Genomic DNA, 11,813 nt, shown 5'->3' on the forward strand with positions numbered 1-11,813 from the left:
TCAGGCCGCTTCACTCTCCAACTCAAGTGCAGCCACCAAGCCCAGCCGGTTCACCCCACTGAGCAGCGCCTTGACCGAGGCGGTGACGATGTTGGTGTCCATACCCACCCCATAGCGCTCCGTGCCACCGGCAGCGGACACCAGCTCCAGAAAAGCGCAGGCCTGGGCATCCCCGGCGTGGGTGCTGGCGCGGGTGGATCGCTCCTCATAACTGCGCACCTGCACCTCGATACCAGCGCCTTGGAGCGCATGCACCGCCGCGTCGATCGGGCCATTGCCCTCGCCGGTGAGCAACATGGGCTGGCCGTTCACCTCCACCCCGATGCGAATACCCTGCACACGGTTTTTGCTCCCCGGTGTGACATGGTCAAACAGGTGGTGCTCCACGTAACGCATTGACGCGCCGGGGGCGTCCAGATAGGTGCTCTCGAACAGTTTCCAGATGTCCTGTGCCGTCATCTCACCGCCGTGGCTGTCGGTGTAACTTTGCACCTCGCCCGAAAACTCCACCTGCAAACGCCGCGGCATGACCACACCAAACTCGGCCTCCATCAAATACGCCACACCGCCCTTGCCACTCTGGCTGTTGACACGGATCACCGAGTCGTAACTGCGGCCCACGTCAGCCGGGTCAATCGGCATGTAGGGCACATTCCACAAGGCATCCGGCCCGGCAGCCTGCTGGGCGGCAAAACCTTTTTTGATGGCGTCCTGGTGTGAGCCACTGAAAGCGGTGAACACCAGGTCACCCACATACGGGTGGCGTGGGTGGATCGGCAACTGGTTGCAATGCTCCACGGTGCGGGCCACGGCGTTGATGTCAGAGAAATCCAGCCCTGGGGCAATGCCCTGGGTGTACATGTTCAAAGCCAAGGTGACGATGTCGACATTGCCGGTGCGTTCACCATTGCCAAACAAACAGCCTTCGACCCGGTCGGCGCCCGCCATCAGGCCCAACTCGGCAGCGGCCACGGCCGAACCCCGGTCGTTGTGCGGGTGCACGCTGATGAGCACGCTGTCGCGGCGTGCCAGGTGGGTGTGCATCCACTCGATCTGGTCGGCATGCACATTGGGCGTGGCCACTTCCACCGTGGCAGGCAGGTTCAAAATGACCTTGTTGTCGGGTGTCGCGCCCCACTCGGCGGTGACCGCGTCACACACCTCGCAGGCAAAGTCCAGCTCGGTGCTGGTGAACACCTCGGGGCTGTACTGCAAGACCCATTCGGTCTCAGGCTGCTGCGCACACAAGTCCTTGATGAGCCGCACCGAAGACACCGCCAGCGCCTTGATCTCATCCCGGCTCATGCCAAACACAATCTCACGAAACGCTGGCGAGGTGGCGTTGTAGACGTGCACGATGGCGCGGCGTGCGCCCTTGAGGGACTCAATCGTGCGCCGGATCAGGTGTTCCCGCGATTGGGTCAACACTTCGATGGTCACGTCGTCGGGAATGTGGCCGCCCTCGATCAGGGTGCGCACAAAGTCAAAGTCGGTTTGAGAGGCGCTCGGAAACGCGACCTCAATCTCCTTGAACCCAACCTGGCACAAGGTGCGGAACATGCGCATCTTGCGCTCCACATTCATCGGCTCAAACAGCGACTGGTTGCCATCCCGCAGGTCCGAACTCATCCAGATAGGAGCCTGGGTGATGCTGCGCGACGGCCATTGGCGGTTGGGCAAATCAATGGTGGGAAAGGCGCGGTATTTGGTGGCGGGGTTGGACAACATGGAGCAAGTTCCTCTGGAAGCGATAACGGACAGTGATAGCTATCGTAGGCTTGAAGCCGGGGTGAATGATTGCGTTTTTGTCATCTTTTCGATCTTTTTAGACAGACTATTGCTGCTTTTATATTTATTCAGCAATTTTCGTGTCTCAATCAGACATCTGGCCAAAGAAAGCCAGACCCGCTACGAAGAATAGCCATGGCCGCAATTGCCGCTCACAGCGCACCACTCACCACCGACAGCGCCATCTTGCTGACCACCTGGCGCAGCACAAAGCTGGAGTGCACACCGGTCACACCCTCGATGCGGGTGATCTTGTTGAGCAGCAAGGCCTGGTAATGGTCCATGTCGCGCACCGCCACCTTGAGCTGGTAGTCGGCCGACTGGCCGGTGATCAACAGACACTCCAGCACCTCAGGCAGCAAGCTCACCGTAGCCTCGAAGTTGGCAAAACGCTCGGGCGTGTGCCGGTCCATGGAGATATGAATCAGCGCCATCAATGACAGGCCGAGCTTCTTGGCGTCGAGCTGGGCGTGGTAACCGGTGATCAGGCCCGACTCTTCCAGCGCCCGCACCCGACGCAGGCACGGTGACGGCGACAGGCCGATGCGGTCGGCCAGCTCCTGGTTGTTGATGCGGCCATCGGCCTGCAGGATGTCGAGGATTTGCTGGTCGTAGCGGTCAATCTTCATATTTCTGCCAATGTTGGATTTGATTGAAGCATGTTATGCCAACTTAAAAGCAAATCAAGGCAACAACGCAATCTTCTGCCCCGGCCTGCGGCCTACACTGAAGGCATCTGTCATCCACAGCACCCAGCAAGCTGGTCACGAGCCAGTGTTGCGCAGTGGGGCCTCACAAGGGACCTATTTGCAAGTCACCTTCCCCCGGGCATCACCCTTGCCTGCGGGGCTCGGCCTTTGAATCATCAAAATGGCTTTGGTGGCACGCACAAGCCACCGCCCAATCGCCCTGCAGCCTTCACCCACATTACGCCCTCAGCTATCACAAATAGAGTGATTGCTTGTCGCTGCCCGGCATGCCGGTTTAAGATGAGGCGACCTGCCCTCAACCCCTGCATCTGCCTCATCGCCATGTTTGACATCCAGAACTACACCAGCTTTGTGCTTGCCGTGCTTGTCTTTCAGTTGGTTCCCGGTGCGGGCACCATCGCCATCCTGAATGCCACAGCACGCCACGGCATCGCAGTGGGTATGGCCGCCGTGCTGGGAACGCTGCTGGGTGACTTCATCATGATGTTCGCCGCCGTGGCCGGACTGGCCGCCACCATGCAGGCCAACCCGATGCTGTTCCAGGCATTGCAGTGGTTTGGCGCGGGCTACCTGTGCTGGATGGGCTGGCAACTGCTGCGCACACCGGTCAACGCTGCGCCCGTCTCGCAGACAGAACAAAGCTCGCCGCGCGTCTACTTCCGGCAAGCCTTGACCGTGAGCCTGACCAACCCGAAAGTGATCCTGTTTTTTGTGGCGTTCTTTCCGCTGTTTATCCAGCCACAGGCCTCGGCGCTGACACTGGCGGTCATGATGGCCCATGTCACTGTGCTCAGCCTGCTGTACCAGGCCGGGTTGGTTCTGGTCGGCAATGCGGTGGCGGCCCGCCTGAAAGCCCTGCCCTCGGCGCGCAAGATAGCGACCCGGCTGGCCGGTTTGGCACTGATCGGGTTTGGGCTCAAGCTCGCGGCCAACAACCGGTAAGAGCGGGCGCGATGAGCGCACCCCATTCCCCGTAGCGGCGATCTCCCCGGACGACGACCAGTAAGCCAGCTTGAGCCCAGACGGCAAATGCCTCTTCACGCACGAAGACGGCGCGGCGAAAGGATATGGCATCCCAGGCACTTGTGGATGAAATTGGCCTCTAGACCAGGTAAATCAAGGGTAGGTAGCTATCATCAATAGAGAAGTTTGTTGACAGCTTGGTGTGCGTGGCGCTAGGCGGGTGGGTTGTGGGGAATAGATTTGGATTCAAGACAGCGAATCAATTGCCCGGCCTCGGAGATAGGTATCGACCCAAAGCGGAATTCGGTTGGCTCATGCTCTTTGCCTGATGGCAGACATTCCGGGCATTGACGTCAAAGTGGCCCCCTGATCTTGCTGAAATCGTGCGATGCCAATTTAGGCAGCAAAACGATGGGAGTGAAGCGCGCAACCGCATAACCTAACGATGGCCTTCATCATGCTCCTGCTAACGATGCACCCAGATCGTCCAGCAACTTCATCAACTCTGCCTCGTAGTGAATGACGTGCTTGGAGTCCCTTTCATCCTGGATGTTGTTACTCTTCAGCCGATCCCCAAACAAAATCACAACCTCACACGTGTTGTCTCGCACGGACATCCAGTGCAAGCCCTGCGCCTTTGGCATCGTCTTCCAGATGTGCAACGCCCATTCTCGGGTGCGTGGGTAATCAGGCTTTTCCGTACCAAAAATTTCAGCCACAGTCAGACCCGCAGCACGCAAGCCAAGAGTGGTCAAGTTAACGAGGCTCAAATCCGTGAGCGAAATCCGCGAGAGGTGGTGATTGCCCGATTTGTCCCTCTCCCAGTCGTGCTGGTAGTTCGTAGATGGCGTTGGCACATCGTGCAGAAGGATTTCGGCCATGGCCCCGCGTACTGTCTTGGCGGCATAGATGGTCGGGATGACTTTACCGGTGCTATCGACCAAAGGGCTAAAGCGTGCATTTCCGCGTTTTGTGTCATTGAACTGGGTTGGCCCGTACAAGCCGGTGCTTGCGTCGTAGTTGTGGACTCGATACCAAATGCCAGCAGGAACTGAATGTTCTCTAAAGGAGTTTTTCGGAGGTGGGTACGGCAGTGGAGCCATGCTCGCCATAGAGGTGCTGACGGGCTTAGCACTAGCCATGCAAAGCACCCTCCACGTGCTCCTTTGCCAACTCGATTACGCTTTTTGGCTCATTGCTGAGCAGTTCCCTCGGGCGCTTGCCGCCTGCTGCGGAACTGGTCGATTCAAACCAGGATGCAACGCGAATCGGTGTGTATCCCTCAAAACTCTTGAGCACTTCCGCTACCTCTGGGATCGGATTACCCAAATCATCAAAAATGTAGTTGGGGTAGTATTTCACGCCAGCACGCTCAATCGCAAAGATCTTCCCAGCCTTTTGCCACCGTGAGACCAGCGAATGCTTGTTTTCGGCGAGCGGAGCTGCACGTTCCCCCACCTCTTTTGCCTTGAGCCATTCCGTACCAGAGAGGACAGCTTCAACGCCCCTTCGCCTCAGTTTGTCTTTGACCTGATCCAGGCCTCGAATTGGAGTCTCTTCTATTAAGGCTTTTGTCGCCCAGTGATCATCCACAGCTGATCTCTGAAGAACGTCCAAACCTCTTCTGAGTCCCTCCATGTCTTTCATCAGCTTTGCAAGTGTAAGTATGTAGGTATCGACCTTGTTTTTGTCCTTCAATCTAGACTTATCCAAAAGCGGCAGCAGTGACGTGAGAGCCGTGTTCTCTACGCGAGTGCGTTCAGTCGGTACAAACGAACCATCTGCCGATCTGGCGCTTGATCCTTTTAAGTTAACCATGACTACTCCATGAAAACGGGGTCGATAGTGCGATAAAAGCGATTGTATTTCGCAATCTCTATTGTCGCACTATGTTGCCAAATCGTTTCAGTAGTCTCCTGGGGACTTCTTGGGCGACGGGGCGTCGTTCAAAACCTCCAACCTGCCAAAAACACCCAAATAGGCTAGCGAAACAATCGGCCCGCCCGCGCCGAAAACCGTTCCGCAGTCTCGCAAAAGAACACGATGCTTGCCGCGTGTTGACTCATGCAATCAATTTCTAGGAATCGATCCAGGGAGGACAGGGCGACTCCAAAAGTTTAGGGTCATCCGAAGTCCAATGCCCACGATTGGCCTGCACAGTGCCCACCAAGGCCGGGCAGGCAATCACAACAACCCCGTCACGATCTGCCCCAGCCGCCTCAGCGCCTGCTCCACATCCCTGTCCACCGGCCAGCCGCAGCTGATGCGCAGAAAGGCGTCAAAGAGCAGCAAGTTGGAGAACATCAGGCCGGGGCTGACCAGAATCTGCTCTTTCAAGGCCGCATCAAACACCCGTTTGCTCGACAGCTGCTGCGGCATTTCCACCCACAGCGACAAGCCACCGTCGGGCAGAGTCAGGCGGGTGCCGGGCGGGAAATGGCTGGCAATGGTTTCCGCCGTGTGTTGCCGCTGAACCTGCAAGGTGGCGCGCAAGCGGTGCAGATGGCGGTCGTAGGCGGGTGAGGCGATGAAGTCTGCCGCCGCCAGTTGTGACAGCTCCTCGTTGCTGCGGGTTTGGGTGAACTTGAGCATTTCGACCCGGGCTTGCCAGTGTCCGGCGGCCATCCAGCCCAGGCGCATACCGGGCGCGAGAATTTTGTGCAGTGATGCGCAGTAAATCACATTGCCCGTGGTGTCCCATGACTTCATGGCGCCCAGCGGTGCATCACCGCGTTGGCCTTCATTGACCAGCTCGCTGTAGGTGTCGTCTTCAATCCGCCTTGACCGGCACGGCTGAGACAGGGTGATTGCGTCAGGCGACCGGGCTTGGGGGCCCAAGGCGCGCGTCTCAGGGGCTGGCGTACTGATCGGCATCACTCGCGCGTGATTGGGTCCCCAAACCGCATGCGCCTGGCCCAGTCGCCCTGGCGTGCATCGAGGAGGTTGTCTAACGGCACACTCACTCTGACATCGCCATATGGCCTGTGCGCTGGGTCTGGAGCCCCTTGATTTGGCACCACAATCCCATGTTCACTTTGACACGCGCGTCCACTGGGTCTGTCTGAATGACGGGCGGCCAGTCGAGACGGATGTGATTTGATTCAACACATTCCTCACAACACAGCATGAAAAATATTTGCGTTTATTGCGGCTCCAACCCGGGTCGACTGGAGGCCTATGCAGACGGTGCGCGCTCGCTGGCCAAGGCCTTGGTAGACCGCGACCTGGGGCTGGTTTATGGCGGTGCCAGCGTCGGCATCATGGGGCTGATCGCCAACTCGGTCTTGCAACTGGGCGGGCGCGCCGTGGGTGTGATTCCCGAAGCCCTCAAGCGCAAGGAGATCGAGCACACCGGGCTGACCGAGTTACATGTCACCCGCTCCATGCACGAGCGCAAAACCCTGATGGCCGAGCTGTCAGACGGCTTTATTGCGCTGCCGGGCGGCATTGGCACGCTGGAAGAAATTTTCGAGGTCTGGACCTGGGCGCAACTGGGCTTTCATGCCAAACCCTGCGGCCTGCTCAATGTGGCGGGGTATTACGACGGTCTGACCACGTTCCTGGACCACACGGTGGCCGAGCAGTTCGTGCGGCCAGCACACCGCAGCACCTTGATGGTGGAGCCCACGCCCGACGCGCTGCTGGACCGTTTTGCCAGCTACCAGGCGCCTACCGTCCAGAAGTGGGTGGAGAAGGGTCAGACCTGATCGCATCTGTTGGGCTGAAGCCCAGTTTGCGAATGAAATTGCCTTCTAGCCCTTATAAATCAAGGGCTAGCCACTATGGAAGTCGCAGCAATTCCACTTCTACCAACCGCAGGACAACTGCGTGTTGCTGCGCAGCCACGCTCTGTGCGAAACACCACAATTCCGACAAGCGCCGTCGGCCAGCTGGCCTGAAAGTGCCACCCAGAACCGACAAACTGGTCCGCCAATCGGGCTAAATGGCTGAAAAAGGGCGCAAATGCAGATGGCATAAGCCTTGCAAAGAGGTAGGCAAAGGAAGCGACACCATGCCTCTGAACCCCATCATCAACGACACCACCCTGCGCGACGGCGAACAAACCGCCGGTGTCGCGTTCACGGTGGCCGAGAAGTGTGCGATTGCCACCGCGTTGTCAGCAGCGGGTGTGCCCGAGATGGAGGTCGGCATCCCGGCCATGGGTGAGGAAGAGATCGCCTGCATCAATGCCATCGCGGCCCTCCAGTTACCCGCCCAGCTGATGGTCTGGGGCCGCCTGACCGAGGCCGATCTGGCCAGCGCCCTGCGTTGTGATGCGGAAATCATCCACCTGTCGATCCCGGTGTCGGACATCCACCTGCAGCACAAGCTGAACCAGTCGCGCGACTGGGCGATTGAACAGGTCACGCGGGTGATCAGCCAGGCAGTGGCCAGCGGCCGCACGGTGTCGCTGGGCGCCGAGGACGCCTCACGTGCCGACCCGGCTTTTCTGGCCCAGGTGGCACGTCGGGCGCAAGCCTGTGGTGCCAGCCGCATCCGGTTTGCCGACACACTGGGGGTGCTGGACCCGTTCACCACCTATGACGCCATTGCCAGATTGCGCGACGCGGTCGACATCGAGATCGAGATCCATGCCCACAACGACCTGGGCCTGGCCACTGCCAACACCCTGGCCGCGCTGCGCGCTGGCGCCACCCATGCCAACACCACGGTCAACGGTCTCGGTGAACGTGCTGGCAACGCGGCCCTTGAAGAAGTGGTGATGGGGGTGCGCCACCTACACCACGCTTGCACCGGTGTTGACACACAAGCGCTGGTGACCATCTCGCACTTGGTCGCACGCGCTTCGGGGCGCCAGGTGGCGTTCAACAAAAGCATTGTGGGTGAGGCGGTGTTCACCCACGAGTCCGGCATCCACATCGACGGTCTGCTCAAAAACGCCTCGACCTACGAGAGTTTTGACCCGTCGGAGCTGGGGCGCCAGCGCCGCACCGTGCTGGGCAAACATTCGGGCTCCCAGGCTGTGCGCCAGGCTTATGCCCAGATGGGGGTGGTGCTGGACGACGACGCCCTGACCGCCCGCCTGCTTGGGCGCATCCGCGACCATGCCATGCGTGTCAAGCAGGAAGCCACAGCGGACGAACTGCGCAGCTTTTTGCTGGAGTCTTTGGCACGGCCAACACCTCTGGCTTTTGCCAGAGCAGCCTAAACCACCGAACGCACCACTGCCCACCCACAGCCACACCGGAGGACACCCCATGGAAACCTTTCTTCAACAGCTCAAAGCCCTCTCCTCGGCCGAGGACTTCCTGCATTACTTCGGGGTGCCGTTTGAGCAGAGTGTGGTCAACGTCAGCCGCCTGCACATCCTGAAACGTTTCTTCCAGTACATCCGCCAAGAGAACCTGCTGGCCGAGAGCAACGAAGTGGGCTTGTACACCGCCTACCGCGAGCAGCTGATCAAGGCCTACAACGACTTCGTCAAGTCCACCCCGGCACAGGAAAAGGTGTTCAAGGTGTTTCAGGACGTCAATGGCCGCCAGCATGTGTCGCTGGACAGCCTCAAGTCATCGCTGCCACGCCACGCCCTGGCCTGAAGCGCAGCACCTCGACAAGCCCCAAGGAGTCACCGTGTCCCAACGCCCTTCACACCCTGTCACGGCTGTCAGTCAGGCTGTTGTTGCGCCCCGGCAGGGTCTGCTGACCCGGCGCCGCCTGATGCTGCTGGCTGCGGCGGTGCCACTGGTGGCCTGGCGCGTTCAGCAAGGCGCCCATGCCGCCCCGTTGCAGTGGCAGGGGTTGGCCATGGGTGCGCCCGCCTCGGTCACCCTCCACCATGGGGGCGACACGACACGCGCCCAGGCGGCACTGTCGGCCATGCTGGCCGAGGTGAACCGACTGGAGGCCATGTTCAGCCTGTTTCGCGCTGACTCGCTGATCTCCGAGCTCAACCGCAGCGGCCAACTCAAGGATGCGCCAACCGAATTTGTGTCACTGCTGGGCACCGCGCTGGACATGGCGGCAGCCTCCAAGGGCGTGTTTGACCCCAGCATCCAGCCGCTGTGGCGTCTGTACTTTGAGCATTTTGTGACCGGTGCCAACACAGCGCCACCGGCCAAGGAGCAGGTGGCGCAGGCCCGTGCTCTGGTGGACTGGCAGGGAGTGCAGATAACAGGCTCCCAGGTTCGGCTGGCCCGCCCTGGCATGGCGCTGTCACTCAACGGCGTGGCGCAGGGTTTCATCACCGACCGCTGCAGCGCGGTGTTACGCAGCCACGGCTTCAGCCACATGCTGGTCGACATGGGGGAGCCCCGCGCGGTGGCGCCCAAGCCCGATGGTTCGGCCTGGCAAATTGGTTTGGCTGACCCACGTGAACCGAGCCGGGAGATCCACACCCTGTCGGTGCTGGACCAAGCGGTGGCCACCTCCGGTGGTTATGGCACCCGGCTGGATGACGCTGGCCGCTACACCCACCTGATCAATGCGCGCTCAGGGCGCACCGCCCCCGCTTATGAAAGTGTCACGGTGGTGGCGCCCACAGCCACGCAAGGTGACGCCTTGTCCACCGCGCTGGCGCTGATTCCCAGCACCGATGTGTCAGCGCGGCTGGCCTTGTTGCGCACCCAACCGGGTTGCCGTGCCATTTGCATCAACCACGCTGGCCAGGTCAGTGAGCTGTCATGAACACGCCCTACCCACCCGATGAAGCCTTGATCGAGGGCCTGGCCCGCGTGGTTGGTGTCGACGGTGACCGGGTCTGGCTGGCCACCGAGGCGCCACCGGCCTGCGGCAGCTGCGCCACCCAAAGTGCCTGTGGCAGTGGCAAGGCCAAACGCGGCGCCAGCTGGTGTGTGCCGCGCGACCTGGGGCCAGGCCAGCCCCTGCTGTCCTTGGGTGACCAGGTGTTGGTGGGGGTGGACCGCCGGGCGCTGACACGCGCCTCTCTGACCGCTTATGCCTTGCCGCTGCTGACGATGCTGGTCGCCGCCAGTGCCCTGCAAACGGCAGGTGACACGGTGGCGGTGGTCGCGGCGCTGGCAGGTTTGTTGCTGGGTGTGGCTGCGGCACGGGTGCTGGCGCGGCGTTGGCGTGAGGCGCTGGTGCCGGTGGTGCTGGGGCGCGCCAGCGGCGCGGCGGGCGCGGGCTGTGGGTCGTCCAGCGCAGAGCCGCTGCGCCGTGTCGCCATTCCCGTGGTTGAGCAGCGGGGTCTGTGATGCATGACTTTTTGCTTGTGTTACTGAGCACCGCCATTGTCAACAACGTGGTGCTGGCCAAGTTTCTGGGGCTGTGCCCGTTCATGGGCACCTCGTCGCGCATCGACACCGCCATTGGCATGGGGCTGGCCACCACCTTTGTGCTGACCCTCTCCACCGGTTTTGTCTGGGTGGCCGAGGCGCTGCTGCTGGCGCCGCTGGACCTGTCCTTCCTGCGCACCATGACTTTCATCCTGGTGATTGCTGCAGTGGTGCAGTTCACCGAGATGGTGATCCGGCGCATCTCACCGCCGCTGTACGAGGCGCTGGGCGTCTACCTGCCGCTGATCACCACCAACTGCGCGGTGCTGGGCATTGCGCTACTGACGATCCAGGCCGGTCACGGCTTTGTCGCCAGCCTGTTGCGTGGTTTTGGCGCGGCCTCGGGGTTTGGCCTGGTGCTGGTGATTTTTGCCGGGCTGCGTGAACGCCTGGCCCTGGCCTCGGTGCCCAAGGCTTTTGAGGGGGCGCCGATTGGTTTCATCACCGCCGGTGTTTTGTCGCTGGCGTTCATGGGTTTTGCCGGACTGGGAGGCCACTGATGGACGCAACCGCACTCAGCCATGCCGCGCAGGCGGTGGGCGCCATCGGTGTGCTGGGCACGGTTCTGGGCGTGATTCTGGGGGTGGCGTCACGTTATTTGTCGACACCGGTGGATGACCGCGCCGAGGCAGTGGCCGCGCTGCTGCCAGGCTCCAACTGTGCCCAATGTGGTTTTGCCGGGTGCAAACAGGCCGCTGCCGCCATGGTGGACGGCCGCGCCGCCCCAAGCGCCTGCCCACCCGGTGGCGCCTCCACGGCACAACGTGTGGCTGATTTGTTGGGAATGCGGCTGGTGATGGATGGTTCAGACGAGGCCCTGCCGACGGTGGCGTGGGTGGAAGAAGCGCGTTGTATTGGTTGCACCCGCTGCATCCGCAAATGTGGCTCGGACGCGATAGTGGGAGCCGCCAAACAGATGCACACCGTGCTGCCCGAGGCCTGTTACGCCTGTGGCCTGTGTGTGGCCGAGTGCCCGACCCAAGCGATTGTGATGAAACCGGTGCTGCCAACGCTGGCCACCTGGCACTGGCCCAAACCCAAGCCCAAAACGGCCGTGGCCAGCCCTTTGACAACCGAATAACGAGGACGTTTCAGC

Annotated in this window: 13 protein-coding genes; 8 read left to right on the top strand and 5 right to left on the bottom strand. The window is 60.9% G+C overall.

The window, feature by feature from the left end; genetic code table 11:
* Together leuA and LHU53_RS14145 are read right to left on the bottom strand one after the other, a co-directional pair.
* Positions 1-1,728, bottom strand: a complete 1,728-nt coding sequence (gene leuA / locus LHU53_RS14140; protein ID WP_227333307.1) for a 2-isopropylmalate synthase — start codon at positions 1,726-1,728, stop codon at positions 1-3.
* A 212-nt stretch (positions 1,729-1,940) separates the two neighbouring features.
* Positions 1,941-2,417 (bottom strand): Lrp/AsnC family transcriptional regulator, encoded by a 477-nt coding sequence (locus LHU53_RS14145; protein ID WP_227333308.1) that lies wholly within the window; start codon positions 2,415-2,417, stop codon positions 1,941-1,943.
* A 402-nt stretch (positions 2,418-2,819) separates the two neighbouring features.
* On the opposite strand from LHU53_RS14145, the gene LHU53_RS14150 reads away from it, so the two are divergent.
* Positions 2,820-3,440 (top strand): LysE family transporter, encoded by a 621-nt coding sequence (locus tag LHU53_RS14150; RefSeq protein WP_227333309.1) that lies wholly within the window; start codon positions 2,820-2,822, stop codon positions 3,438-3,440.
* Positions 3,441-3,916: 476 nt separating this feature from the next.
* On the opposite strand, the gene LHU53_RS14155 is transcribed toward LHU53_RS14150, so the two are convergent.
* The 3 genes from LHU53_RS14155 to LHU53_RS14165 all read right to left on the bottom strand — a co-directional run bounded on the left by LHU53_RS14155 (position 3,917) and on the right by LHU53_RS14165 (position 6,335).
* Positions 3,917-4,603, bottom strand: a complete 687-nt coding sequence (locus tag LHU53_RS14155) for an RES family NAD+ phosphorylase (protein ID WP_370632309.1) — start codon at positions 4,601-4,603, stop codon at positions 3,917-3,919.
* Entirely contained in the window at positions 4,596-5,279 is a 684-nt protein-coding gene (locus LHU53_RS14160; RefSeq protein WP_227333310.1) for a hypothetical protein, read from the bottom strand. Before LHU53_RS14160 ends, LHU53_RS14155 begins: the two co-directional genes overlap by 8 nt.
* A gap of 366 nt (positions 5,280-5,645) precedes the next feature.
* A complete protein-coding gene (locus LHU53_RS14165; protein WP_370632310.1) occupies positions 5,646-6,335 on the bottom strand; it encodes a PLP-dependent aminotransferase family protein in 690 nt (229 codons plus the stop codon).
* Between the two features lie 251 nt (positions 6,336-6,586).
* Between LHU53_RS14165 and LHU53_RS14170 the strand changes: the two genes are divergently transcribed.
* The 7 genes from LHU53_RS14170 (at position 6,587) to LHU53_RS14200 (ending at position 11,798) form a co-directional block, all read left to right on the top strand.
* Positions 6,587-7,168, top strand: coding sequence for a TIGR00730 family Rossman fold protein (locus LHU53_RS14170; protein ID WP_227333311.1), 582 nt, complete (start codon positions 6,587-6,589; stop codon positions 7,166-7,168).
* Between the two features lie 305 nt (positions 7,169-7,473).
* Positions 7,474-8,631 carry a homocitrate synthase gene (gene nifV, locus LHU53_RS14175; protein WP_227333312.1) on the top strand — a complete coding sequence of 386 codons (1,158 nt, stop codon included), beginning with the start codon at positions 7,474-7,476 and terminating at the stop codon, positions 8,629-8,631.
* Between the two features lie 49 nt (positions 8,632-8,680).
* Positions 8,681-9,019 (top strand): nitrogenase stabilizing/protective protein NifW, encoded by a 339-nt coding sequence (nifW, locus tag LHU53_RS14180; RefSeq protein WP_227333313.1) that lies wholly within the window; start codon positions 8,681-8,683, stop codon positions 9,017-9,019.
* A gap of 34 nt (positions 9,020-9,053) precedes the next feature.
* Positions 9,054-10,106 carry an FAD:protein FMN transferase gene (locus LHU53_RS14185; RefSeq protein WP_227333314.1) on the top strand — a complete coding sequence of 351 codons (1,053 nt, stop codon included), beginning with the start codon at positions 9,054-9,056 and terminating at the stop codon, positions 10,104-10,106.
* Positions 10,103-10,636, top strand: a complete 534-nt coding sequence (locus LHU53_RS14190; RefSeq protein ID WP_304621935.1) for a SoxR reducing system RseC family protein — start codon at positions 10,103-10,105, stop codon at positions 10,634-10,636. Before LHU53_RS14185 ends, LHU53_RS14190 begins: the two co-directional genes overlap by 4 nt.
* The gene (gene rsxA / locus LHU53_RS14195; RefSeq protein WP_227333315.1) at positions 10,636-11,217 is read left to right on the top strand and encodes an electron transport complex subunit RsxA; all 582 of its coding nucleotides are present in this window, start codon (positions 10,636-10,638) and stop codon (positions 11,215-11,217) included. The genes LHU53_RS14190 and rsxA overlap by 1 nt, the downstream gene beginning before the upstream one ends.
* A complete protein-coding gene (locus tag LHU53_RS14200; protein ID WP_227333316.1) occupies positions 11,217-11,798 on the top strand; it encodes an RnfABCDGE type electron transport complex subunit B in 582 nt (193 codons plus the stop codon). The genes rsxA and LHU53_RS14200 overlap by 1 nt, the downstream gene beginning before the upstream one ends.
* The last annotated feature ends 15 nt before the right edge of the window (positions 11,799-11,813 follow it).

It is taken from the genome of Rhodoferax sp. U2-2l (assembly GCF_020594515.1).
Taxonomy (GTDB): domain Bacteria; phylum Pseudomonadota; class Gammaproteobacteria; order Burkholderiales; family Burkholderiaceae_C; genus Rhodoferax.

Coding starts and splice junctions, on each gene's coding strand:
- rsxA (WP_227333315.1), top strand. CDS start 10,636: ATGCATGACTTTTTGCTTGTGTTACTGAGCACCGCCATTGTCAACAAC.
- LHU53_RS14190 (WP_304621935.1), top strand. CDS start 10,103: ATGAACACGCCCTACCCACCCGATGAAGCCTTGATCGAGGGCCTGGCC.
- LHU53_RS14145 (WP_227333308.1), bottom strand. CDS start 2,417: ATGAAGATTGACCGCTACGACCAGCAAATCCTCGACATCCTGCAGGCC.
- LHU53_RS14165 (WP_370632310.1), bottom strand. CDS start 6,335: ATGCCGATCAGTACGCCAGCCCCTGAGACGCGCGCCTTGGGCCCCCAA.
- LHU53_RS14150 (WP_227333309.1), top strand. CDS start 2,820: ATGTTTGACATCCAGAACTACACCAGCTTTGTGCTTGCCGTGCTTGTC.
- LHU53_RS14170 (WP_227333311.1), top strand. CDS start 6,587: ATGAAAAATATTTGCGTTTATTGCGGCTCCAACCCGGGTCGACTGGAG.
- nifV (WP_227333312.1), top strand. CDS start 7,474: ATGCCTCTGAACCCCATCATCAACGACACCACCCTGCGCGACGGCGAA.
- LHU53_RS14155 (WP_370632309.1), bottom strand. CDS start 4,603: ATGGCTAGTGCTAAGCCCGTCAGCACCTCTATGGCGAGCATGGCTCCA.
- nifW (WP_227333313.1), top strand. CDS start 8,681: ATGGAAACCTTTCTTCAACAGCTCAAAGCCCTCTCCTCGGCCGAGGAC.
- LHU53_RS14200 (WP_227333316.1), top strand. CDS start 11,217: ATGGACGCAACCGCACTCAGCCATGCCGCGCAGGCGGTGGGCGCCATC.
- LHU53_RS14160 (WP_227333310.1), bottom strand. CDS start 5,279: ATGGTTAACTTAAAAGGATCAAGCGCCAGATCGGCAGATGGTTCGTTT.
- leuA (WP_227333307.1), bottom strand. CDS start 1,728: ATGTTGTCCAACCCCGCCACCAAATACCGCGCCTTTCCCACCATTGAT.